At 60.8% G+C, this 23,591-nt stretch carries 23 protein-coding genes and 1 riboswitch; of the genes, 6 read left to right on the forward strand and 17 right to left on the reverse strand.

The features are described from left to right. Positions 1 to 15: 15 nt before the first annotated feature. Positions 16 to 525 carry a hypothetical protein gene (locus M2375_RS03595; RefSeq protein WP_259164012.1) on the reverse strand — a complete coding sequence of 170 codons (510 nt, stop codon included), beginning with the start codon at positions 523 to 525 and terminating at the stop codon, positions 16 to 18. Between the two features lie 214 nt (positions 526 to 739). Between M2375_RS03595 and M2375_RS03600 the strand changes: the two genes are divergently transcribed. From M2375_RS03600 to M2375_RS03610, 3 genes are all read left to right on the forward strand, one after another. After that, positions 740 to 907, forward strand: a complete 168-nt coding sequence (locus M2375_RS03600) for a hypothetical protein (protein WP_259164013.1) — start codon at positions 740 to 742, stop codon at positions 905 to 907. 120 nt (positions 908 to 1,027) lie between these two features. Further along, positions 1,028 to 1,201, forward strand: a complete 174-nt coding sequence (locus M2375_RS03605) for a hypothetical protein (protein WP_259164015.1) — start codon at positions 1,028 to 1,030, stop codon at positions 1,199 to 1,201. Between the two features lie 66 nt (positions 1,202 to 1,267). Continuing rightward, on the forward strand, positions 1,268 to 1,465 hold the full coding sequence (locus tag M2375_RS03610) for a hypothetical protein (protein WP_259164016.1): 198 nt from the start codon (positions 1,268 to 1,270) through the stop codon (positions 1,463 to 1,465). Between the two features lie 329 nt (positions 1,466 to 1,794). On the opposite strand, the gene M2375_RS03615 is transcribed toward M2375_RS03610, so the two are convergent. Next, positions 1,795 to 2,742 carry a DMT family transporter gene (locus tag M2375_RS03615; protein ID WP_259164018.1) on the reverse strand — a complete coding sequence of 316 codons (948 nt, stop codon included), beginning with the start codon at positions 2,740 to 2,742 and terminating at the stop codon, positions 1,795 to 1,797. A gap of 321 nt (positions 2,743 to 3,063) precedes the next feature. Here M2375_RS03615 and M2375_RS03620 point away from each other — a divergent pair, with 321 nt between their 5' ends. Continuing rightward, positions 3,064 to 4,044, forward strand: coding sequence for a LysR family transcriptional regulator (locus M2375_RS03620; protein ID WP_259164019.1), 981 nt, complete (start codon positions 3,064 to 3,066; stop codon positions 4,042 to 4,044). A 449-nt stretch (positions 4,045 to 4,493) separates the two neighbouring features. Here the strand turns inward: M2375_RS03620 and M2375_RS03625 are convergent, their stop codons facing one another. The 4 genes from M2375_RS03625 to M2375_RS03640 form a co-directional block, all read right to left on the reverse strand. After that, entirely contained in the window at positions 4,494 to 5,819 is a 1,326-nt protein-coding gene (locus M2375_RS03625) for an Nramp family divalent metal transporter (RefSeq protein WP_259164020.1), read from the reverse strand. Positions 5,820 to 5,905: 86 nt separating this feature from the next. After that, on the reverse strand, positions 5,906 to 6,133 hold the full coding sequence (locus M2375_RS03630) for a hypothetical protein (RefSeq protein WP_259164021.1): 228 nt from the start codon (positions 6,131 to 6,133) through the stop codon (positions 5,906 to 5,908). An 84-nt stretch (positions 6,134 to 6,217) separates the two neighbouring features. Next, complete coding sequence (locus M2375_RS03635; protein ID WP_259164022.1) at positions 6,218 to 7,189, reverse strand: ferritin-like domain-containing protein; 972 nt, start codon at positions 7,187 to 7,189, stop codon at positions 6,218 to 6,220. A 778-nt stretch (positions 7,190 to 7,967) separates the two neighbouring features. Next, entirely contained in the window at positions 7,968 to 8,231 is a 264-nt protein-coding gene (locus M2375_RS03640; RefSeq protein ID WP_259164023.1) for a hypothetical protein, read from the reverse strand. Positions 8,232 to 8,490: 259 nt separating this feature from the next. On the opposite strand from M2375_RS03640, the gene M2375_RS03645 reads away from it, so the two are divergent. Beyond that, positions 8,491 to 9,582 carry a ParA family protein gene (locus tag M2375_RS03645; RefSeq protein WP_259164026.1) on the forward strand — a complete coding sequence of 364 codons (1,092 nt, stop codon included), beginning with the start codon at positions 8,491 to 8,493 and terminating at the stop codon, positions 9,580 to 9,582. Then, positions 9,579 to 10,256: a hypothetical protein gene (locus M2375_RS03650; protein WP_259164028.1), complete on the forward strand. Its 678-nt coding sequence runs from the start codon at positions 9,579 to 9,581 to the stop codon at positions 10,254 to 10,256. The genes M2375_RS03645 and M2375_RS03650 overlap by 4 nt, the downstream gene beginning before the upstream one ends. 336 nt (positions 10,257 to 10,592) lie before the next feature. On the opposite strand, the gene M2375_RS03655 is transcribed toward M2375_RS03650, so the two are convergent. The 11 genes from M2375_RS03655 to M2375_RS03705 form a co-directional block, all read right to left on the reverse strand. After that, the gene (locus M2375_RS03655; RefSeq protein WP_259164029.1) at positions 10,593 to 11,624 is read right to left on the reverse strand and encodes a histone deacetylase family protein; all 1,032 of its coding nucleotides are present in this window, start codon (positions 11,622 to 11,624) and stop codon (positions 10,593 to 10,595) included. Further along, positions 11,621 to 12,448 (reverse strand): GntR family transcriptional regulator, encoded by an 828-nt coding sequence (locus M2375_RS03660; protein ID WP_259164030.1) that lies wholly within the window; start codon positions 12,446 to 12,448, stop codon positions 11,621 to 11,623. The genes M2375_RS03655 and M2375_RS03660 overlap by 4 nt, the downstream gene beginning before the upstream one ends. Further along, positions 12,438 to 13,415: a DMT family transporter gene (locus tag M2375_RS03665; RefSeq protein ID WP_259164031.1), complete on the reverse strand. Its 978-nt coding sequence runs from the start codon at positions 13,413 to 13,415 to the stop codon at positions 12,438 to 12,440. Before M2375_RS03665 ends, M2375_RS03660 begins: the two co-directional genes overlap by 11 nt. After that, positions 13,408 to 14,460 (reverse strand): histone deacetylase family protein, encoded by a 1,053-nt coding sequence (locus M2375_RS03670; RefSeq protein ID WP_259164761.1) that lies wholly within the window; start codon positions 14,458 to 14,460, stop codon positions 13,408 to 13,410. The genes M2375_RS03665 and M2375_RS03670 overlap by 8 nt, the downstream gene beginning before the upstream one ends. An 8-nt stretch (positions 14,461 to 14,468) precedes the next feature. After that, on the reverse strand, positions 14,469 to 15,851 hold the full coding sequence (locus M2375_RS03675; protein ID WP_259164032.1) for an aspartate aminotransferase family protein: 1,383 nt from the start codon (positions 15,849 to 15,851) through the stop codon (positions 14,469 to 14,471). 52 nt (positions 15,852 to 15,903) lie between these two features. Beyond that, a complete protein-coding gene (locus M2375_RS03680) occupies positions 15,904 to 16,911 on the reverse strand; it encodes a glyoxylate/hydroxypyruvate reductase A (RefSeq protein ID WP_259164034.1) in 1,008 nt (335 codons plus the stop codon). A gap of 5 nt (positions 16,912 to 16,916) precedes the next feature. Next, entirely contained in the window at positions 16,917 to 18,593 is a 1,677-nt protein-coding gene (locus tag M2375_RS03685) for an ABC transporter ATP-binding protein (protein WP_259164764.1), read from the reverse strand. A 26-nt stretch (positions 18,594 to 18,619) separates the two neighbouring features. Further along, positions 18,620 to 19,519 (reverse strand): ABC transporter permease, encoded by a 900-nt coding sequence (locus M2375_RS03690; RefSeq protein ID WP_259164036.1) that lies wholly within the window; start codon positions 19,517 to 19,519, stop codon positions 18,620 to 18,622. A 14-nt stretch (positions 19,520 to 19,533) separates the two neighbouring features. Next, on the reverse strand, positions 19,534 to 20,508 hold the full coding sequence (locus tag M2375_RS03695) for an ABC transporter permease (RefSeq protein ID WP_259164037.1): 975 nt from the start codon (positions 20,506 to 20,508) through the stop codon (positions 19,534 to 19,536). 130 nt (positions 20,509 to 20,638) lie between these two features. Continuing rightward, positions 20,639 to 22,201, reverse strand: a complete 1,563-nt coding sequence (locus M2375_RS03700; protein WP_404979280.1) for an ABC transporter substrate-binding protein — start codon at positions 22,199 to 22,201, stop codon at positions 20,639 to 20,641. Between the two features lie 98 nt (positions 22,202 to 22,299). Beyond that, complete coding sequence (locus M2375_RS03705; RefSeq protein WP_259164039.1) at positions 22,300 to 23,112, reverse strand: class II aldolase/adducin family protein; 813 nt, start codon at positions 23,110 to 23,112, stop codon at positions 22,300 to 22,302. A gap of 374 nt (positions 23,113 to 23,486) precedes the next feature. Continuing rightward, a riboswitch (TPP riboswitch) is annotated at positions 23,487 to 23,578 on the forward strand. Positions 23,579 to 23,591 lie beyond the last annotated feature (13 nt).

Raw genomic sequence — 23,591 nt, forward strand, 5'->3', positions numbered from 1 at the left:
CCTGTGGCAGATGGCTCAGGCCTCGAACCAGTTCACATCCAATGAAATCAAATAGCGACGCTTTTTGCCGTCAAGGCCCGTGCCACCGCCGCCAACGTGGGCTTCACAAGAGGTGACTGCCACCGCCATTCCTGCTTCTTGCAGCCTGGCCTGGAGGGGCAGGGCATCCCTGGGGGACAGATGGCCCAGGACCAGGCCGTTGACAATCACGGACACCGACTGCTTGGTTCCCACGTTGCCCGTCTCATGCACCAAAAATGCAATGCAGTTGAGGTCTGCACGGTCCCCAAAGAAATTGCCTGCGACCTGATAAATATTGGCGGTTTGTGTGCCGTCGTCCGTGACCTGCACATTTTCTCCTCTTGCCCAGTGCTTCTCGGCGCGGAGGTTTTTCCATTTATTCGTCAACGCCGGCCTGGTCGGCCACCAGCTTCGCCGAGCTGGCGGCCCTCGCGATAAAAGCCAATAGGCCAGGTAGGCCAGCCAGCCCATGAAGAACAGCAGCAGAATTTGCCCATAGCCCATCTCGTTTCCTTTGGTGGTGATTGCATCCCAGGCTACCCCATGGCGGCAGCGATGGCGCGTGGGGCGCAAGTTAGCCTTCAGGTAGGAGTTGCTCCCGCCCGCCGATTGTGGGCCGCTTTGACAGTTTTCGAGTCGCTTGGTTTAAGGTCATTAAAAGGAGTACCGTGGGGCAAGGCCATCCATCCTGATGCGCCGCACTAGACCGGAGGTCTACATGTTCAAATTCTCAGCCTACCCGCCAGCCTCTTTTTGGGACAAATCCGAAGAGATGATGCTCAAGATGTCGGGTATTCCTTCACCACAGGAACAAGGCAGCAAGACCCCCCAAGAAAAAGACAAGCAGGACCAAGAGCAGGGCCAGCAAGTTTTCCTGGTCTTGTAAGCCGGCGGCCAGAGCCTATTGCGCGCCTTCCCAGGCTGCTGCACCACCTGCCGCTGTGCACCATCAGCGGCGCACCAAAAGCATCCCCAGCTGGTGCTTTTGCCTTTTTTAGGAGTAGGGATGGAGAAGTTCTACGACATCTTCATGGGCCGACTTGGCGCAAGAAACACGCGACTGGTGGCAAAAAACCAGAGCGCTGCACAGCTCGATCTCTGGAAAGCCAAAGGCTATCGCTTGCAGGCAGAGCGACGCGTGACAGAGCGCCTGCACGAAATCTATTTCGTTTCGGCATGAAGACGCCGTGCGGGCGATGCGCGACACAACGCGCACGCTGCACGCAATGAACAGGACGAATGGGTCATGAAACTTAACTTCAAAGCCAAGCCCCCCAAGCTATCGGATATTCAAAAATCACGGCTGGAAACTGAACGCATCTCTTACTCGGACGAAGCCCCACCAGCGCGCCAGACCTGGAAGGAGCGCGCTGAGTACCAAGGCGGGGAGCTGTCTTACCGGGGCCAGGTGAAAAAGACGGTGTTCACCCTTAAAAAACCCTGATGGTTGGGTTTGCCGCCATGCCTTGCTGAGGGACTAAAACGCGCGGCAGCCTGCATACCAGAATGGATCCCCAAAAGCAGGACCGCTCGTTGATGGGCAGATGGCCTGCGTTCGGAACTGCACTGGACTCAGGCCGTTTGGTTTCATCGACATTCAATGACGGTTGTTGTAGCGGATGCAGTGCATGCATTCGATGCGCAGTTCCCTTGTGCTGCTGAACTTGCGCAGGTAGAGCCACTCGCGCCTCACGACCGTGGAGAAGCTCTCCATTGCGGCGTTGCGCAGGCAATGACCTCTGCGGAACATGCTTTGAACAAAGTCTGCGTCAGCTAGCTGCGCAGATCCTGCCAACGGTAGCCCAGCACCGCCGCGACGATCAAGCCCATGCCCCACCACTGAAGCGCTGTCGGATGGGCGCCAAACCAGAGCAAATCCACGGCCAAGGCCACTGCCGGATAGACAAAGCTCAGCATCGCCACTGCGGCAGCCCCCAGGCGCTGAAAGGCGCCATACATCAGTCCGTACATCAGCGAGGTGTGCAGCAGGCCCAAAATGAGCACGCAAATCACCGTCTTCATGGATGGCATCGGGGCGGCCGTCCCCAGCACTTGCATCACCAGCGGTGCCGACCACAAGGCCAGTGCCGCGCCTCCCACCAGCATCTGCACCATCGCGATTTGCGCTGGCGCGATGCCTTGGATGCGCCGGGTGCTGACCACCGTCACGGTATACAGGCCGGCAGCGATGAGCGCCAGCAAGATGCCCCAGACCGGCGCGCCCATGTGGGGCGCCGCGGTGGCAGCGGCCGCTGTGCCCAGCCCGCTGCTCAGCACCACACCCAGCAGCGCCAGCAACATCCACCCAAGTTTGCGCCATCCGATGGCCTCGCCCCCCAGGGCGGCAGCCAGCACCAGCATAAAAGGCTGCACATGGTAGACCACCGTTGCCACGGCAATGCCCACATAGGCATAAGCATGGAACAGCATCACCCAGTTGGCCACCAAAGCCAGGCCGCCGATCAGCATCGCCGCCCAGGCCTGCCCGGATGGGCGCACCCAGGCCCGTTGCCACCATACCCACAGCCCCAGGCCCAGCGCACCGAGCAAGCAGCGCAGCAGCACCACGCCCTCTACCGGTAAACCACTCTCGATGACGACCAGGCCAATCGTTCCTGACAGGACCATGGCTGCGACCATGCGCCAAGTGCCGCCCCCGCCACGTGTGGTGATGGGGGTCGCTGTGGCCTGGTGCCTGGCTGCTGCGCTTGAGGATTGCATGGCGGTATCTCACGTAATTCAATAGCTGTGATGGTCACACCTGCGCAATCATTAAACAATACGTCTTTGATTCAATTTATTATTGTCTGCTGAACAACAATAAGCGCCGATAACACAGCCCAGCGAGCCGAAGGTTGGCGTTCCCGACTAGGCGTCCCCGACTGGGCGTCCCCGACTTGGCGTCCCCGACTGGGCGTCCCCGACTTGGCGTCCCCGACTTGGCGTCCCCGACTTGGCGTCCCCGACTTGGCGTCCCCGACTAGGCGTCCCCGACTGGGTGCCTAGCCGCAGGCCGTAGTTGTGTTAACGGCGCTCGCTACCATGACCACCGATACCCTCCCGCTTGCCGATATGCAGGTCTTTGTCCAGGTCGTCGCCCAGCACAGCTTTGCAGGCGCGGCGCGTCAGTTGCGCCTGACCACCGGCGCCGTCAGCCGCAGCGTTGGCAGGCTGGAGTCGGCGCTGGGCGTCAAGCTGCTGCACCGCACGACGCGGTCCTTGTCGCTGACCGAAGTAGGGGCTGCCGTGCATGCCGATTGCGTGCTAATGCTGCAAAGCGCCGAGCAGGCGGTATCGCGCGCGACGGCCCACCGCCAGCAACCCCAAGGAATACTGCGCATCAACGCGCCTTTGGTGTTTGGCGATTGGTGGCTGGCGCCGCTGCTGCCCGGCTTTTGCGCGCGCTTCCCCGAAGTGCAGGTACAGCTGAGCATGAGCGACACCATGGCCGATCTGACCGCCGAAGGGCTGGACCTGGCCATCCGTATCACGGCCGTGGATGCGCTACCGCCAGCCATGGTGGCTCGGCCGCTGCGGCGCGTCGGCTATGTCTTGGTGGCGCACCCCGCTTATCTGCAATCCCGCCTGCCGATCACCCAACCACAGGATTTGCTCGCCCACCCCTGCATGAGCCTGGGCTATGGCCCCTTTCAAAACCTGGTGGAACTTGTTCCGGCGCACATGCCCACTGCAGCTCCCACCAAGCTGCGGCTCAACACGCCCATCACCATCGCCAGCAGCCAGGGTTTGCTCCATGCGTTGCAGCACAACGCCGTCGCCGGGATCGCGCTGATGGCCGATTTTGTGGCCAGCAGCCATCTCGCCAACCGCAGCCTGTTGCAAGTGCTGCCAGGCTGGCAATTGGCGGGCAGTTACGCCCCCCGCATGGCCTACGCCATCCACGCCCCTGGGCCGCATATACCGCCTAAATTGCGTGCGATGCTGGACTACTTGCAAAGCCAAACTGCAGACCCAGCCATGCCCGGCACCCCTGAGCACCAACAGCCCGGGCCACAGCACTGAAACCAAGAAGCCTGCAAGGAAGGCGCTGCGCATTTCTGCGATAGCGAACCCAAAGAACGCGGCGCGTGCCGTCGTGCAAGCCATGTTCGCCGTGCTTCAGTTTCGGCACGAATCCTGGGGAGCCGGGGCTGTTCGTTTACTACGCGAACCGGCGCCATCTGCAGCCGGCGCTCAGCGCTTTGATCGACGGTCTGCTGGACCGTGATAGGGCAGGCTTGGCCTAGGTTGCTCGCGTGTGGCGTGTGGCGTGTGGCCAGGTGGCGGGCGCCACCTAACCATAACCGCAACAAAGCCGACAAGGCCGTGATCAGCAGCACCACAGCGCACCCTCTGCCCAAGTTCTGGGGCAACTGGCCCTGGCCGCCTGGTCCCCATTCTTGGAACGCCGGAGTTCGGGGGGATGACCAGGGAGCGATGCCATGCAGCTGTTTAAGCGTAGCTGGTTTCTTTCAGGCAAATAAAAGCCTGTGCAGCATCCACAGGTTCAGCGACACAACGACGGCGGCGCAGCTCCACAAGACGATGGACATGGGTCGGCCAAAGGTCAGCGCCCCCAGGGCATGGCGGCGGGTGGTGAACATCAGCAGCGGCACGATGGCAAAGGGCAGCTGCATGCTGAGCACCACTTGGCTAAACACCAGCAGCGCAGTGGCGCCTTCGCTGCCATACCAGGCAGTGGCGATGACGGCGGGCACGATGGCGATAAGCCGCGTCAGCAGCGCCCGCATCGTGGGCGACAGCCGAATCTGCAAGAAGCCTTCCATCACGATCTGGCCCGCCAAAGTGCCCGTCACCGACGAGCTGAGGCCCGACGCAAGCAGCGCGGTGCCAAACACTGCGCTGGCGATCCCGACGCCCAAGACGGGCGACAGCAAATGGTAGGCCTCTGACAGCTCGGTGACTGGGGGTGTGCCCGGACGGTTAAAAGCACCTGCCGCCACGACCAGGATGGCGGCATTGACAAACAGCGCCAAACCCAGTGCAACGGTGGAGTCGATGGTGGCGAATCGGATGGCTTGGCGCGTGCCTTCCAGCGTCTTGCGGTGTTCACGCGTCTGCACGATGGCGGAATGCAGATACAGGTTGTGCGGCATGACCGTCGCGCCGACGATGCCCACAGCCAGGTAGAGCATCTCCGGATTCGTCACGATCTCGGAGCGCGGAATGAACCCCGATAGCACTGTGGCCAGCGGAGGGTGCAGCCACACCAGCTGGGCGCCGAAACAGATGCCGATCAAGGCCACCAGCCCGATGACGACCGACTCCAACGCGCGAAACCCCCGGCTTTGCAGTGCAAGGATGAGCATCACATCCACCACGGTGATGCAGACGCCAACGATCAGTGGCAGGCCAAACAAGAGGTTCAGGCCGATGGCCATGCCGAGCACCTCGGCCAGGTTGCAGGCCACGATGGCGACCTCGCAAAAGAACCAGAGCATCAGGTTGATGCGCGGCGGAAACTGGTCGCGGCAGGCCTGGGCCAGGTCGCGCCCGCTGGCCAAGCCCAGCCGCACCGCTGCCGCCTGGAACAGCATGGCCATCAGGTTGGATGCAAAGATCACCGCCAACAACGAGTAGCCAAACTGCGAACCGCCCGCAATCGAGGTGGCCCAGTTGCCGGGATCCATATACCCGACTGCCACCAAATAGCCGGGCCCAGCAAATGCCAGCATGCGCCTTGCGTTGGCTGAACGGCCGGTGCCCTGCGGCACGGCAATGCTGCGGTGCACCTGTGGCAGGCTGGGCGCGCCTAGCTTTCCGTTGTCTGGTTCCATGGCGTCGGTGCACTCCGGCTGTGATCCGCACGCTGGGTGGATCAGGGCGCTTTGTGTGGTGAAGGCGGGTGGCGGCATAGACGCTCTTATCTGGCGGTGGGTGCCTGGTACAGCGCGGGCGAGGGGGTGGTTGCAGCTGGCAGCGTAGCGATGTCGCCGCCGTTTAACATCGCCAGCAGATCACCGGTGACGATCGCAAGGCCCGCCAGCACGATCAAGCTCCCCACACAACGGCGCACCAAGGTGGCAGGTTTCAAGCGCCGCGTCTTGCTGGGGGCGCCTGCTTCAGGGGATTGAGGCAAAAAGGACTTCATCGCAACTCCTTGGCAGAGGTACAGCTGTCTCGGGCCCGCCATGTGGAAATCCTGCCCCGGTGCGGGGCAGGATGGAGATACGCCTTAAGCGTAGGCCGTGCTCATCACCAGCGCGCCATTCACGCCGGCCGGGAAGAAGCCGCCCTTGGTGGCAGAGTCCTTGGTCAGGTAGACGATGTTCAGCACATCGCCTGGCGAGCGGCTGTAGGCGATGCCGTCAGCATCCAAGGGCACGATGTTCGAGCTGCTGTCATCCCCGGTGATGCCCTGGTCCACATCAGAAGAGCCATCAAGGCTGTCGCGCGCATCCGAGATGGCGCCGGCAGCCGAGCGCAGCGCAGGCGTGGCGAGGCCCTTGGCGTACAGCACCGTGCGCACCAGACCAGCGTGGTAGGCCTCGGCAGCCAGAATGCCGGCAGCGGCCTCCAGGTAGGTTTTGTTGGTGATCAGCGGCGATGCGCCCTTGTAGGCGGTAACGCCCACGTCCTCAAAGATAAAGGCACCCAGCAGAAAGTTCTCGTCACTGGCATAGGGATCGAAGGCCACGCCCGCACCCACCAACCCGGCTGCGCGCGCCGCCACCGAGAAGGCGCCGTTTGGGTCCGTGCCCCCTATATCGATCTGCGGCTGCGCCACCGCTGCCGACCCCAGCGCCTTGCGCAAAAAGGCCACGTGGGCGATTTCGTCCTGGGCGATCTCCTTGGCGTACTGCGCGACGACAGGATCCTTGAACGCCACCGCCCGCCCACCCGTGATGCCGCCCTGCGTGCCTGCACCTGACTGCATATTGGCGGGCAGCCCCGTGCCGAACACCGCATAGTGGTAGAACTGCGATTCCAGATACTCCAGGTTCAGCGCAAAGTTCAGAATCTCCACATCCGTCGGGCCGTTGGCCTGGGCGTTGGCATCACTGCCACCACCTCCGCAAGCCGTCAAAATCGCACCGCCCGCCATACCTGCCGCTACGCCTCCCGTCTTTCTGAAGAATTGACGCCGGTCTTCCAATTTCTTGGCCCGCTGTTGCAATACACCTATCAACACTGATTCGTCAGACATGTGATTTCCTTTCGAGTTGCGCGTAACGCGCCTACCTACACAGGAATGCGCCGTCGCTAGACGACACACGGTGCAGCAAGAAGCAGCTCAGCACAAAAGCCTGGTCAGTGGAGACTGATGACGTCGACTCTTGCTACTTGCGGTGTACGCAGCAGAGCGAAAGGTGGATTCACTATTTTTGGGGTCTTTACAATTGGCCGTGTTTTCTAAATTGTTGGGAAGAATAGCTGATCGCTTGTTTGATGGGTTTTGGATTGCGATAGATGCCTCGGGCGTCGACCATGCTCTCAATCAGTTCTATGAAAACGACCATCTAGGCTTGCAGGTGCTCGGACTGATCCATGCCAACTTAAGGACAAGAGCTGCTGCGGCAGCACAGAACAGGAGTCGATGCCATTTCGATTGCAGCCGCCTAGTTGCCGCGATAATTCATGCGCTCAGCTCTACCCACATATGCGCCAAAGCAAACCGGCCAGTCCCCTGCGCTTAGGGGGGATTGGCCATTTCGGTGTTCTATATAGATCGTCAAGCTGTCCCCCTCACACGCCAGATACCGTTCCTGGACGGTTCTGACGCGGTTCGATCAACGTACAATCGGCACGGGCGAACAAGGCGGAAGTTTCAGTTTCTCGACGTCCGGCGTTATATCAATGAATACCACATCTGTGGTTGGAAGAACATCCAGCTTGGGCTTGGGATGTCAGTAGGATGAGATTCATGTGGGGGTGTCGGAGGGAAGTTTTGGAGAAAGTGAATGCATCAATGTTTCGCCCCGCTTTTAGGCTAATGCATTGGCATCCTCAAGATCCGGCGCATAGGCGTTCTCTTCAATGGACAGACTACCAATTGCGGGAAATTTATTTAAAGTGAATTGAAACCGATCCTGCAATTTCTTATTTTTGGTTTCAGATGACGTGGCTTTGCTTTTTTCATGAAAAATATCCACTGTACTTACGTAACTGCATGCGAAGGCTGTAGCTTGTGAGAAAGAAATAATGGCAGCAAGCGCTAAATTCTTATAAATTATCATAGATGACTTCATGCGATGCTGGCAACATGATGTTGCCGAAATTGGTTGCGGCTTTGAATGGTTCAGTCCCTGCCAGTCTTTCGGTTAGAACCGTATTGCACGCATAAACAATATATGTGAAATTGCCTTATCAGTGGTCAATTCCACAATTATCGTTTTATGCCGGGCTTGCATTGGATTGAGTATTTGTGCTAAGATATTATTGGGTATTTTTGATGATGTTGGTTTATTTGTGAGTTAATCTGTCTTAAATAAAGTAAGGAGTAACCTTTTGAAAATTATTACTTTGTATAATCATAAAGGTGGCGTATCTAAAACTACGACGACTTTTAATATTGCAACATACCTGGCAAATTCCGGCAAGAAAGTGCTTATGGTTGATGCGGATCCACAGTGTAATCTTACTGAAATTGCGTTGGCTCGAACTATAAGAAATCTAGATGCAGCTGCAGAGAAATCAGCCAGTCATAAAGTCGGTGAGTTACCGGGAACTAGCATTCTAGATGCTTTGAATCAAAGAATTAAGGGCGATGCCGCATTCATTGATATCGCAAAAATAAAAACAGTAGAGGTGCATCTCAATTTGCACTTAATTAGAGGGTCGGTTGACTTAAGTTCGATCGAAGATGACTTGGCGGAAGCTCATGTTCAAAGGATGAGCATGAGAACAAATCTTATGAGGACATATGTAGCCATTGGCGATTTTCTTGTACGGCTTGCAGAAAAAGAAAAATTCGACTATATATTTATAGATGTTGGGCCAAGTTCGGGTGCATTGACTAGGGCCTTTTTTCTTGTGTGTGATGGTTTTTTTATACCAGTTGCACCAGATCGCTTTAATGTGCAAGCTATTGGAACGCTCTCGCATATTTTGCAGCGTTGGATGAAAGAGCATCAACAAGTAATTTCTCAATATCAATCTCTAGATATTCCCATTCGTGCAGGAAAGCCTGCATTTTTAGGTGCAGTTGTCCAAGCTTTTAAAAAATATGCTGGTGAAGCGAAACCAGGTTTTAAACTTTGGATGGAGCGGTTGCCTATAGAAATTGATAAAAAACTCAAACCGATTTACTCTGAAGATCTATCTAGTGAATCTTTGTATTTGCCAACGCAAAAAAACAAAGTAGCCAAAAATTCTATTTCGGTTGAAATTCCGGATTTCAATCAGCTTGCTCCACTCATGCAAGAGCTTGGCAAGGCAGTGTTTAATATTGATCAAGCAGATACTGCGCTAATTACTAAAAGTCATAAGCCTTGGAAGGGTAATAATTGGAGTGGCGCACAAAAAAGAATGACAAGCTATAAGACTCTTTTTAAATCTATTTCGGAAATCATTAACAAGTTTGATGTTCAAAAACCTTGAATACCTCTACAAAAATACATTTTGTGGCTTTTCTCGATATCCTAGGATTCAAAGCCATGGTGGACGAAGAAGTCCGCGTAGGATCGGGGAAATATCTTGATAAACTTCTGCGTTGTCATCAAAAGTGTTCAGATATTTTTGAGCCAGATTCGACTCTAAGAATAATTCAATTTTCTGATTCAATTGTTATTTCTAGACCATATGAAGCATCGAAATTTGTACAGTTCGTGACAAGTATTGCGGAATATCAGAGATATCTTCTTGATGAGCAATTGCTCTGCCGCGGAGGCGTGGCGGTGAATCAGCATTTTACAAACGGAACCTTTACATTTAGTGCTGGGTTAATTGATGCGTATGATGTTGAGAGTAAAACTGCGCGTTATCCGAGAGTGGTTATAAAGCCTGATGTTATTGATCTGATATATCCGGATGGAAAACTTCCTGTTGAAGTAGTAAAGGAGGATGATGGTTTGTTTTTTATTGATTATATAGGTATAACAAAAAATAGAAATCCCCGTATTTTAAGAAATGCTATTAAAAATACAGTTAATTCATTGAAAAACAGTAAAAATCCATCTGTTCGAGAAAAAGTTATTTGGCTTGCTAATTATTCTGATGCAATTCTGAAAACAAATCATACTCCTCCTAAATTTCAAGGAGGATCAGTTTTGTAGTGCTAAAATAAAAAATCCGATTCAATTGTGAATGGTGGCGTATAGTATTACTCTGGGAATGAATGTAAAATACTTTAGGTTGCTGATGATGTAGTTAATATACTATTATTGTTGAAATAATTAAGGATGCTATATGTTTTTTCATTCTGTAGCCATATGAGTTGGCTAAAACCACAATACTTTCTGTGCGTGGCTGCTAACCTCATGCAGGAATTTGCCTAGGCACTTTCGATTATTTCGATCGCCAACGACACAAATATAATGAAAGCCGCCCAAGGCGGCTTTCATCTTCAACACATCGACAACAGCAGCCGAAGCCTCGTCACCGCCCCAAATCTACTGCCCCCCCACCTCAAACCCCCGCAGCGCACTCTCCAGGTTCAAGCCCAAATCCTCACTCAAATACCCACCTTCCTGCACGATCACCGTCGGCAGCCCCAGCTGCGCGATTTTCTCGGTGATCCGGGCGAAGCCGGGGGTGTCGATGGCCAGGGCTTTGTAGGGGTCGTGTTCGTGGGCGTCCAGGCCCAGGGCCAGCACCAGGGCGCCGGGGGCGTAGTGGCGAATGGACGTGAGGGCGGTTTCCAGTGCGCGCAGGTACTGGTCGGTGGTGGTGCCCTTGGGCTGGGGCAGGTTCAGGTTGTAGCCCAGGCCTTCGCCTTCGCCGCGCTCATGCGCATGGCCGGTGAAGAAGGGGGTGCAGAAGTGCGGATCGGCATGAATCGATACGGTCAGCACATCGTTGCGGCGCCAGAAGATGCCCTGGGTGCCGTTGCCGTGGTGTACGTCGATGTCGAGCACTGCGATGCGGGCATGTTTGCTGCGCAGGTGCTGGGCGGCGATGGCGGCGTTGTTCAGGTAGCAAAAGCCGTTGGCGCGGTCCACATAGGCGTGGTGGCCCGGTGGGCGGCACAGCGCGTAGGCGGCTTGTTCGCCTTGCAGCACCAGCTCGGCGGCATGGGTGGCGCAGTGGGCGGAGTTGATGGCGGCATGCCAGGTGTGCTCGCCAATGCTGCAGGCGCAGTCACCCATGTGGTAGCCGGCTTGGCCGACCAGGTGGTCGGGGTAGGTAAAGGGCTGGCCGGGGAAGGGGAAGACATTGGGCAGCACTTCGAGCGAGGCATCGGGCAGCGCCTGCCAGCGTTGCCAGGCGGTTTGCAGAAAGTGCAGGTACTCGGGGGTGTGGACGGCGGCGCGCGGGCCGGGGCCAAAGTCTTCGACCAGCAGGGGCTGGTGGCCGGCTTTTTGGGCGGAGCGCAGCAGGATCTCGGCGCGTTCGGGTTGCTCGTTGCTGCGTTTGAGTTGGCCGCGCACCATGAATTGCTGCGGGTCGTGGCTGCGGTGCTCGTGGCTGTAGATGAATTTCATGGTCTTGGCGGTTTTCGTCGGGAGGAAGAAACGGGGGAGGCGGTGGCGCCGGGCTTGGCTTTGGCTGCGGTCGCGGGCGCGGCGGCAGCACCCGCGTCCGGGGCCTGGTCGCCATGCAGCACCTGGGCATGGGCCTTGTCCTGGGCATCGACCAGATGCACGCGCAGCGCCTTTTCTGCGGCGTCGGCATCGCGGCGCAAGATGGCATCGACGACCGGGAAGTGCGACTGCGCGATAAATACCGGGTCGCGGTACTGGCGCTCGATAAAGCCCTGGCAGATGCGGATCTCGGCCTGCATATTGGCAAAGATGCGCTGCAGGTATTCATTGCCCGACAGGCGCGAGATGGCGGTGTGCATGCCCAAGTCCATCGTCACCCGCTCGATATTGCTCAGGGTCGGTGCGCGCTCCAGCATGTCATCGGCATAGGCTTTGAGGGATGCAAGCTGCGCATCGGTGGCCACCTCGCAGGCCAGGCGTGCGGCCATCACTTCCAGCCCCAGGCGCACCTGGAACAGGTCCTGGATCTCCTTGGGGCTGAAGGTGCGCACGGTAAAGCCCTTGCGCGGGGTGGAGACGATGACGCCCTGGCTCTCCAGGCGGCGGGCCGCTTCGCGCAGCGGGGCGCGGCTCACGCCCATCTGGCGCGACAGCTCGGCCTCGACGATGCGCGAGCCCGGTGGCAGCCGGCCTTCAAAAATGGCCTGCAGCAGCTGGCGCTCGACCAGCTCCACCAGATCGGGCACCCGGATCGACGAAAAGCCGGGGTTGTCTGTCTCCTCGCCCTGCAGGGCGATGGTTTTTGTTGGGGTCTCAGATGTCATGTCGGGGTGCCTGGTGAGCGGTGTGCTTTTGCCGCCGGGGCCATGCAAGGTAGACGCCGGCAGCGCTGATCATCAGCATGCCATAAAGGGCCAGGCTGTCTGGCGGTCGTTGGAACCAGAACGTGCTGATCAGCACGGCCAGCAACAGTTGTACATAATTCATCGGCGCCAGGGTCGATGCCGAGGCGCGCTGGAAGGCCTGCAGCAGCAGCAACTGCGCGCCACCGCTGACAAAGCCGCCCGCCAGCAGCAAGGCCATGTGCGGCGCATCGGGCCATTCGGTAATGGGGTGGAAGAGAGTTGGCAGGTTGGTGATGACCAGGCAAAACAGCGCCATATAGGCAAACTGCACCGCCGTGGGCACCAGGCCCGAGAGCTTGCGCGTGAGCACCTGGAACAGCGCATAGCAGACGGCCGAGATCGCCATCAGCACGGTGCCGGCCAGCGGCAGCGCATTGCCCGGGCGCACGATGAGCAGCATGCCGGCAAAGCCCAGCAGCACCGCCACCCATTGCACGCGGCCCACCCGCTCGCCCAGCAGCCAGGGCGAGAGCGCCACCATGATCAGCGGCGCAGTGAAGTAGATCGCTGTGGCTTCCGCCAGCGGCATGGTCGCCAGCGCCGTCATAAAGCAGGTGGCCACAATGGCCAGCATCAGGCTGCGCAGCAGCAGTAATTTGCCGCTGCGCAGGCGCCCCCAGCGCAGCGCGGACCAGTCGCCATGCCGGTGCATGACCCACAGCGCCAGCACGCCGACGGCCGTGTAACGCGAGAGGTTCATCACCGTGGCCGGAAACTGGGCCAGCATGTGCTTGGCAAAGGCGTCGTAGCAGGCAAAGCACAGCAGGGCCGCCAGAAACAGGCCCAGCCCCTGGCGCTGCCGGCGCGCGGCATCGGCCTCGCGCTGTGCTGGCTCGGGCTCTGGGCTGCCGATCTGGCTGCTTTGCTGCACGGCCTGCTCAGCCATGGAGGCCTTCCAGGAAGGCCTGCAGCCCTGGGCCAATGGCTTCGACCAGGTAGCCGCCTTCTTGAACCACCACCAAGGGCAGACCAAGCGCACGCAGTTTTTGGCCGACGGCGCGGTAGGCGTCAAAGTCCACCTTCAGCACACTGATCGGGTCGTCCTTGAAGGTGTCAAAACCCAGGGCCAGCACGACCGCTTGCGGGGAAAAGGCGCGGACTGCGTCCAACCCGGTATCGACAGCCGCCAAAAACTCCGCATTGCCGCTGCCATGGGCCAGCGGCAGGTTCAGGTTGAAGCCTTCGCCGGCGCCCGCACCGCGCTCCTGCGCGTAGCCGGTGTAGAACGGAAAGTAGCTGCTGGTCTCTGCATGGGTAGAGACCGTCAGCACATCGTCCCGGGCGTAGAAGATGCTCTGCGTGCCATCGCCATGGTGGGCATCGACATCGAGCACAGCCACCCGGCCAAAATGCGCGGCCAGGCGCGCAGTGGCGCAGGCGTTGTTGTTGACATAGCAAAAGCCGCTGGCCCGGTCCCAGTGCGCGTGGTGGCCCGAGGGGCGGCACAGCGCATAGGCCATGCGCTCGCCGGCAATCACCGCATCGGCAGCAGCCACGGCGCTGTGGGCCGAACGCAGGATGGACTGCCAGCTATCCGGCCCGAGCGGGCAAGACAGATCACCCAGGTAGTAGCCGGTTTGCGGCACCAGCGCGGGCGATGGGCAGGGCGGGCGGCGCTGGCCGGCGGGCACGCCCGCGTAGGGCGAGAGGTTGGCCATCACCTCGGGGCCGGCATTGGCGCCGCTGGCCAGCATGGCTTGCCAGCGCGGCCAGGCGGTTTGCAGGTAGTCCAGGTAGTGGGGGGCGTGCACGGCCTCCAGCGGCGCGCGGCCCAGGTCGGGTGGGGTGCTGACGGCCATGCCCGCCTGTTGCAAGGCATCGGCCAAGGTTTCGGCACGGCTGGGCAGATCGGGCGCGGGCACCAGCTTGCCCAGGCGCATGAACTGGCTGGGGTGGTGCAGGGCCTGTTCGGGGCTGTAGAAGGCTTGCATGGTGGCGCTCATGGCAGGGTGGCCTGCAGCTTGTCCAGCGCGCGGTCCAGGCGGGCAAACATCTCGGCCATCTCGGCCTCGGTGATGATCAGCGGCGGGCACAGCGCCACAGCGTCGCCCATGGCGCGCACGATCAGGCCTTCTTCCTGTGCGTACTGGGCCAGGCGGTAGCCCAGCTTCAGGGCGGGGTCAAAGGGTTGGCGCGTGGCCTTGTCGGCCACCAGCTCAATGGCGCCAATCATGCCCACACCCCGGGCCTCGCCCACGTAGGCGCGGTCCAGGTAGCCGCGCAGGCGGCTTTGGAAGATGGGGCTCAGCTGGTTGACATGGGCCAGGATCTGCTCGTCCTCATAGACCTTGAGCGTCTCCAGCGCCACCGCCGCCGCCACCGGGTGGCCCGAGTAGGTATAGCCGTGGCCAAAGGTGCCGATCTTGCCGCTGTTGGCGGCCATGGCTTCGTAGACGGTGGGCGATACCATCACGGCCGAGATCGGCACATAGCCCGAGGACAGGGCCTTGGCGCAGGTGAGAATGTCCGGCTGGATGCCAAAGGTATGCGAGCCAAACATCTGGCCGGTGCGGCCAAAGCCGCAGATCACCTCGTCAGCCACCATCAGCACCTCGTACTTGCGCAGCACGGCCTGTATTTTTTCAAAATAGGTTTCGGGCGGCACGATGACGCCGCCCGCGCCCATCACCGGCTCGGCAATGAAGGCGGCCACGGTGTCGGGGCCTTCTTGCAGAATGCGCTGCTCCAGCGCATCGGCCAGGCGGGTGGCAAAGTCGGCCTCGCTCTCGCCCGGGTTGGCATAGCGGTAGTGGTGGGGGCATTCCACATGGCCGATGCGCGCAATCGGCAGGTCAAAATCCTGGTGGTTGGCGGGCAGGCCGGTCAGGCTGGCGGCCGCTACCGTTACGCCGTGGTAGCCGCGCTGGCGCGAGAGGATCTTTTTCTTGGCGGGTTTGCCAATGGCGTTGTGGTAGTACCAGATGATCTTGATGGCCGTGTCATTGGCTTCCGAGCCCGAGTTGGCAAAGAAGACCTTGGCCATTGGCGCCGGGGCCAGCTGGATCAGCCGGTCCGCCAGCTGGGCCACGGCCGGGTTGGAGCGGTGGTTGAAGGTGTGGTAGTAGGGCAAGGTCTTGAGCGCATCGATGCCGGCCTGCACCAGGCGCGGGTGGCTAAAGCCCAGCGAGCTGCACCACAGCGCCGACATGCCTTCGATGTATTTACGCCCTTGCTCGTCGATCACATGGATGCCATCGCCCCGCGTGATCATCAGCGGGCCCACAGCCTCGTGCGCGGCCAGGTTGGTGTAGGGGTGCAGGTGGGCGCCAATGTCCTGGGCGTCCAGCGCGCTGCGTTTTTGGGTGTTGTCTGCTGCGTTCATGTCCAAATCTCCTTGGGGGCGGGTGGTGCTTGCGTTCTAGCTTGCGGGGGCGTCAGTAGCCGCGCCCCAGGTCCACGGCCACCTCGGCGGCCTGGCCTGCACGGATGCGGCTGAAGTTGTGGGCGGTCTGCTGGGCGATCACGCGCGGATCGGTGCGGGTGGCGATATGCGGGGTGACCAGAATGCGCTGGTCCTGCCAGAAAGGGTGCTCGGCCGGCAAGGGTTCGGCGCTGAAGGTATCTAGCGTGGCGGCGCCAATCTGGCCCTCGGCCAGCGCGGTCAGCAAATCGGCCTCAACCAAGTGCGCCCCTCGGCCCACATTGATCAGGTGGGCGCCGCGCGGCAGCTGGCGCATCAAGGCCAGATCGAGAAAGCCCTGGGTCTCGTCGGTCAGCGGCAGCAGGCACACAAGGGTGTCGCAGCCGCTCAAAAACTCCGCCTTTTGCGCCTGGCCGTGGAAGGTTTGCAAGCCCTCCAGGCCGGCGGGCAGATCCTGCTTGGCCGAGCGGCTCCAGCCGCGCACCTGGTAGCCCATGGCCAGCAGGGCGCGGGCGCAGCCCTGGCCCAAGGTGCCCAGCCCTGCGATGCCCACCCGGTGGCGGTTGGGCGCAACGATAGGCTCCTCGCGCCACTGGCGCTGCGCGGCATGGGCCACATAGCGGTCCATATGGCGCTGGCGGTGGATCACTGCCCAGCTGACAAAGGCCGTCATGCCGTAACCCATGGTGCTGTCCACAATGCGGCACACGGGGGTGCTGGCGGGCAGGGCCTGGGTGTCGATATGGTCAATGCCGGCAGCAATGGATTGCACCAGCTGCAGGCCAGCGCTTTGGGTCAGCTGGGCGAGTTGGGCTGCGGGCGGGTGCCAGCATACTGCCACCTCGATATCGCTGTGCTGGCCGGCATCCAGCAACGCCTGCAGCTCGGCGCCCAGCAGCAGCCGGCTGCCGGGGAACTGGGCCTGGTAGGCGGGCAGCAAAAAGTCCATCGCAATGCTTTTGCTCAAAAAGGCAATGCTGCGGGGCGCGGAGGCTGCGGCCTCTGAAAGGGTCGTGGGCATGGCAGTCATACGCGGCTCTGGCCTTCTGCCGCATCGCCAACCGCCTCATCGCGGTGGTGCTCCAGCGAGGGGATGGCGTCGATCAAGGTCTGGGTATAAGCGTGCTGCGGGTTGCCCAGCACCTGGGCCGTTGGGCCATATTCCACAATCCGGCCCCGTTGCATGACGGCCAGGTGGTCGCACATCTGGCCAGCCACGCGCAGGTCATGGGTGATAAACACCATGCTGAGCTGAAAGCGCTCGCGCACCTCGGCAAACAGCTTGAGCACCTGGGCCTGCACGGAAACATCGAGGGCAGAGACCGGCTCGTCGGCCACCAACAAGGAGGGCTCTAGGGCCAGCGCACGGGCAATGCCGATGCGCTGGCGCTGGCCGCCAGAAAACTCATGCGGGTAGCGCTCGGCCGCCTCCGGGCCCAGGCCCACCAGCTCCAGCAGCTCCATGGTGCGGCGCATGGCCTCGGCTTTAGGGACACCTTGGGCAATGGGGCCGCTGGCAATGGCCGAGCCAATTTTGTGGCGCGGGTTGAGCGATGCATACGGGTCTTGGAAGACCATCTGGATCTTGCCCTTGGCCTGGCGGCGCAGCGCGGCGCCGGAGCTCAGGCGCTGGCCGTTGAAGAGGATCTCGCCGCTGTCAAACGGGGCCAGGCCCACAATGCAGCGGCCCAGCGACGACTTGCCCGAGCCCGACTCTCCGACCACGCCCAGGGTCTGGGCACGGCCCAGGTCAAAGCTGATGCGCTCGGCGGCCACCACCTCGCGCGCGGGCCGCAAAAAGCCGCCGCCAGTGCGGTAGACCTTGCACAGGTCCTTGACCTGCAGCACCGGTTGCGCGGTGCTGGCCTGGGTCTCGCGCACATTGCCGTGCGGAATGGCAGCCAGCAGCTTCTTGGTGTAGGCGTGCTGGGGGTTGCGCAGCACCTGGCCGGCCGGGCCGGCTTCCACCACCACTCCGGTTTGCATCACCACCACATGGTCGGCAATCTCGGCCACCACGCCAAAGTCGTGGGTGATAAAGAGCATGGCCATGCCGCGCTTTTTTTGCAGCGCCCGCATCAGCTGCAGGATCTGCGCCTGGGTGGTCACATCCAGCGCGGTGGTGGGCTCGTCGGCAATCAGCAAGCTGGGCTCCAGCAGCATCGCGATGGCAATCATCACGCGCTGGCGCTGGCCGCCCGAGAGGCGAAACGGGTAGGCGTCGATCAGGCGCTCGGGCTCGGGCAGGCCCACATCGGTGAGGGCAGCGATGATGCGGCGGCGCTTGTCCGCAGCGGGCAGCTGCAGGTGGGCGTCCAGCGCCTCGGCCATCTGCTCGCCAATGCGCATCACCGGGTTCAGCGCCGTCATTGGCTCCTGGAACACCATGGCCATGCGGCTGCCGCGCAGCTCGCGCAGCTGGTCTTCGCTCAGGGTCAGCAGGTCTTTGCCGTCAAACAAAATCTCGCCGGCCACGGGCTCCACCTTGGGGCGGGGCAGCAGGCCCATGATGGCGTTGGCAATCATCGACTTGCCCGAGCCCGATTCGCCGACCACACAGAGGGTTTGGCCGGGCAGGATCTGCAGGTTGGCCTGGGTGACGGCCAGGGCCCGGTCGGCGCCCAGCGGCAGGCGGATGTCCAGACCGCGCACGGTCAGCACCGGCGCTGGGGCGGCGGGTGCGATGGGGGTTTGGGCAAGCATATGCAGGGCTTCGTGTGAATAGGCGTTCATCGTGTCTTCCCGTCCTGGCGCGCATTGAGTCCGTCGTTCAGCCCTTCGCCCACCAGGTTGAAGGCCAGCACGGTGAGCAGAATGGCCACGCCGGGGAACACCGCCATCCACCAGGCCTGGCGCAGCACGGTGCGGGCCGAGCCGATCATGTAGCCCCAGCTCATCAGGTTGGGGTCGCCCAGCCCCATAAAGCTCAGGCTCGATTCAAGCAAGATGGCAGTGGCCACCATCAGCGAGGCCATCACGACGATGGACGAGGCGGCATTGGGCAGGATCTGCGCCAGGATGATGCGCGGCGTGCTTTGGCCCGCCAGCTGGGCGGCAGCGACAAAGTCACGCTGGCGCAGGGTCAAAAATTCGCCGCGCACCAGGCGCGCCACGGGTGGCCAGGACACCAGCGCAATGGCCACGATGATGGAGTTGACCGAGGGCTCAAAAATCGCCACCAGCACCAGGGCCAGTGCAAAGCTGGGCACGGACTGGAACATTTCGGTAAAGCGCATCAGGGTGGCATCGACCCAGCCGCCAAAGTAGCCCGATACCGCGCCAATGCCCACGCCAATCAGCAGCGATACCAGGGTCGAGATCACCGCAATCAGCAGCGAGATGCGGGCGCCCAGCACCAGGCCCGAGAGAATGTCGCGGCCCATGGTGTCGGTGCCCATCGCAAAACCGGCGCGCTCCATCGGTGCCAAAAATGGTTGCTCCACCATGTCCCAGGGGTTGTGGGCGGCCAGCAGCGGGCCAAAGCAGACCAGCAATGCCACCAGCAGCAAGATAGCCAGGCCCAAGAGGGCACCACGGTTGCGGCAAAAGCGGCTCCAGAAGGTCGAGCGGTGCTTGTTCTTGGCTTGGGGCGTTGCGGCCGCCAGGGCCGGCTCAGAGAGTGCAGTCATCGTCGGGCTCCGGTTCAGCCCAGCTCGATCCGGGGATCGACCAGGGTGTAGACAAAATCAGTGATCAGGTTGAACAGCACCGCCACGGCGGCTGCGACCAGGAAGCAGCCCAGCAGCAGGTTGTAGTCGCGCTGCAGCAGGGCATCAAACATCAGGCGGCCAATGCCGGGCCAGGCAAACACGGTCTCGGTCAGCACCGCGCCGCCGATCAGGCCACCGGCCTGGATGCCCGCCAGGGTGACGATGGGCAGCAAGGCATTGCGCAAAATGTGCTGGCGCTGGATGCGCCCCATGCGTACACCCTTGGCGCGGGCGGTTTTGACAAAGTCCATCTGCGCGACTTCAAGCATGGAGGCCCGGGTCATGCGGGCATAGACCGCCATATAAAAGAGCGCCAGGGTGAGCGAGGGCAGCACCAGATGCTGGGCAATGTCCCAGGCGCGGGCAAAGCCGGTGGCGTCACTCCCCACGGTGAAGTAGCCAAAACCGGGCAGCCAGCTCAGCTGCACCGAGAACACCAGCACCGCCATCATCGCCAGCCAGTACAGCGGCGTGGCATAGAACACCAGCGCCACAAAGGTGATGGCGCTGTCCACCCATTTGCCAACATGGCGGCTGGCCGTCGCCCCCAAGGCCACGCCAAAGATCAGTGACATGACAAAGGCGCTGCCGGTGAGCAGCAAGGTGGCGGGCAGGCGCTCGGTAATCAGGTCCAGCACCGGGCGCTGCTGGCGGTAAGAAAAGCCCAGGTCCAGCTGGGTGATGTGGCCCAGGTAGTTGGCCAGCTGGGTGGTAACGGGCTTGTCCAGGCCAAACTGCTCGCGCAGCTGGGCGACAAACTGCGGGTCGGAGGCGCCGGCTTCACCGGCGATCACTGCGACCGGGTCGCCGGGCGCTGCGCGGATCAGCATGAAATTGACGGTGGCTATGCACATGAGTACCAGCAGACCCTGGAGCACCCGGACGGACATGTAGCGGAGGCGGTTCATAGCGGGGAGACCTTGGAGCGAGACAAAAGCGTTGCCATGCCGCACGCGCCAGCGGGGGCTGGCAGCGTGCAGACATCAGCAAAGAAGAAAACCATGCTGCGGCGCCTGGCCGCAGCGGGTAGCGACCGCTTTAGCCTATCGAGGCACGGCTCAAGCTGTCGTTCAAACCCACGCCGGAGCTGATTGGGTTCTTGATCTTGGTGCGGTAGAGCGTGGGGAAGTTGATCTCATGCAACCAGGCCACCGGCACCTCCTCGGTCAGGATCTTCTGCACTTCGGCATAGGCCTTGGCGCGGTCGGCATCGGTCAGGGCCTTGGCACCGGCGTCAAACAGCGCATCCACCTTGGGGTTGACATAGCCTTCGATGTTGTTGAACGGCGAGCCCTTGGCAATCGTGTGGCTGGTGTAGGTACGGGCCACGCCCAGCGCAGGATCGGGGTACTGGTAGACATAGATGATGGCCATGTCGAAATCCCATTCGGCGGTGCGCTGGTTCCAGCCGGCCACATCGGTGCCGGTGGTCTCCACCTTGATGCCGGCCTGGATCAGGTTCTGGCGGATCATCTCGGCCAGGCGCTGCCAGGATTCGCCATAGGGCAGGGGCAGCAGCTTGACGGTCTCGCCCTTGTAGCCGGCTTCCTTGAGCAAGGCCTTGGCCTTGTTCAGATCACGCGGGTACTTGGTGACATCGTCGGAGGCGAACTTCACATGCTGGTTGAAGGGGCCTGATGCTGTTTTGGCAAAGCCCTGCCAGGCGACCTTGACCATGGCTTCGCGGTCCATCGCATACATGACGGCTTGGCGGAACTTGGGGTTGTCAAAGGGCGCCTTGCGGTTGTTGAGCACCAGCCAGGAATGGGGCGAATAGAACTCCCAGCCCTTGGTGGTGACCGCTGCACCGGGCAGCTTGGCCAGGCGCGCCACATCGAAGAACTCGACCGCGCCGCCCGGCACCACATCGACCTTGCCCGATTCAAACGCCGCTGCGCGCGAGGCCGCATCCGGGATGATGTGGAAGTACAGGTTCTCCACCATGGGCTCGCCCTTGGTGTGGTACAGCTCATTGGCCACCAATTGGATGTAGGAACCCCGCACCCATTCCTTGTACTTGAAGGGGCCCGTGCCGATGGGCTTGGCATTGGCCGGGTTGGTGGCGAAGTCGGTGTTTTCGTAGATGTGCTTGGGGATCATCGGCATCGAGCCGGTGTCAAACAGGCTGATGAAGGGGCCAAACGGGTACTTGAGCTTGAACTCCACCGTCTGTGCATCGATGGCGCGCACGCTCTCCAGCGGCTCCAAGGATGCGCGCAGGCGGGCATGGGTCTTGCGCAGAAACTTGTCGACCGAGAACACCACGTCATCGGCGGAGAAGGGCTTGCCGTCGTGCCATTTCACGCCGGACTTGAGCTTGAAGGTGTAGGTCAGGCCATCGTCGGAGCGGCTCCAGGCGGTGGCGAGCAGGCCATGGGGCACCAGCTTTTCGTCGTAGCGCAGCAGGCCTTCGTAGATATAGCCGGAGACCAGCTGGGTGGGGCCGTTTTGCACAATGCCCAGCATCAGGCCCGAGGGCTCGGGCTGCACCATCACATTGATCGTTCCCTTGGTTTGCTGCGCCAAGGCCGCCATGGGCACGCCCGCAATGCTGAGGCCGGCTCCCGCCAGGCTGTAGGAGATGAGTTCACGCCGATTGATCATGGTTGCTTCCTGTCGTGGTATCGAGGGGTGCCTGGCCCGGGCGGGCCTGCGGCGGTGGGGCCGCAAGGCGGCGGCATGCAAGGGTCGAGAGGTCTTCAGTCGCGGTAGTGGCTGCGGCCCGGGGGCTGCAAAAAGCCCAGCAGGCCTTGCCATTCGCGCTCATGCGGGTCGGCACGCTTGGGCTGGCCGGGCATCACATCGGTGTCGCCGCTCTCGTACTGGCGGGCAGTCAGCTCGCAGACCTCGGGCGGCACGGGGTTGATGGCCTGGCCGCTGGATTGGATGGCCAGCTGCACGCGGCAGGCGCGGTCCAGGTTGAGCATAAGAATGAAAGCCTCGGCCACGCTGCTGCCCAAGGTGAGCAGGCCGTGGTTGCGCAGCACCATGGCCTTGGCGCTGCTGCCCAGGTCGGCGACCAGGCGTTCGCGCTCATGCAGATCCAAAGCGATGCCTTCAAACGTGTGGTAGGCCACGCGGTTGTAGAACTGCAGCGCCCATTGGTTGCTGGGCTGCAGGCCGCATTGCAGGGACGAGACGGCGACGCCGGCTTCGGTATGCGAGTGCACCACGCAGGCGGCATCGTGCCGGGCGGCATGCACGGCACTGTGGATGACGAAGCCCGCAGGGTTCACCTGGTAGGGCGTGTCCTCCACGATGCGGCCCTCGGCGTCGATCTTGACCAGCGAGCTGGCGGTGATGTCCTTGAACAAGGTACCAAAGGGGTTGATGAGGAACTGGTCATTGCGGCCGGGCACCCGCGCCGAGATGTGCGTGTAGATGCTGTCATCCATCCCGAAATGGGCCATCAGGCGGTAGGCGGCGGCCAGGTCTTCGCGAACCTGCTGTTCGCTCTCGGTGTGCGCATTCTTGGAGCCGGAGTGGACTTCGGCATCAGCCATTGCAAGCATTTTTGTCCTCGTTAATTTGTGTCGTCTAGCGACAGTCGTCTGTCGACAGGACATAAGTTAACAGACTGAATCGCCAATGGGAAGGGTTTGGGGCTAGGTGATTTCCAGCATGCGTGCTTTGACATGGCGCAGAAAATTTGCAAAGCACCACAATGGGTTACGTGCATATCGCGCTGCCTGGATATGGTGCAGAAATCGCCAATAAATGCCTTGGCTTGGTGCATGCGCGACTGCGTGAAGCGCGCTTTGCACCATCGCGGTGGCCCTGGTGTTTTCCCTGGTTTGGGCTGGGCTGCGGTGGCTGGATTGACCGTGGTGAAGACCTAGGCTTGGCGGCTTGCACACCCTTGCTCTGGCCCTGCTCGGTTAAGATGGCGCCTGCTCCGGGGTGCACGCCAGTGCTGAGATCTACACCCGAGAACTTGAACCGGGTCATTCCGGCGGAAGAAGAGCCAACTCCCTGCCAGGGGCGCCTTGCG

It is taken from the genome of Comamonas sp. BIGb0152 (assembly GCF_024809975.1).
Taxonomy (GTDB): domain Bacteria; phylum Pseudomonadota; class Gammaproteobacteria; order Burkholderiales; family Burkholderiaceae_C; genus Comamonas.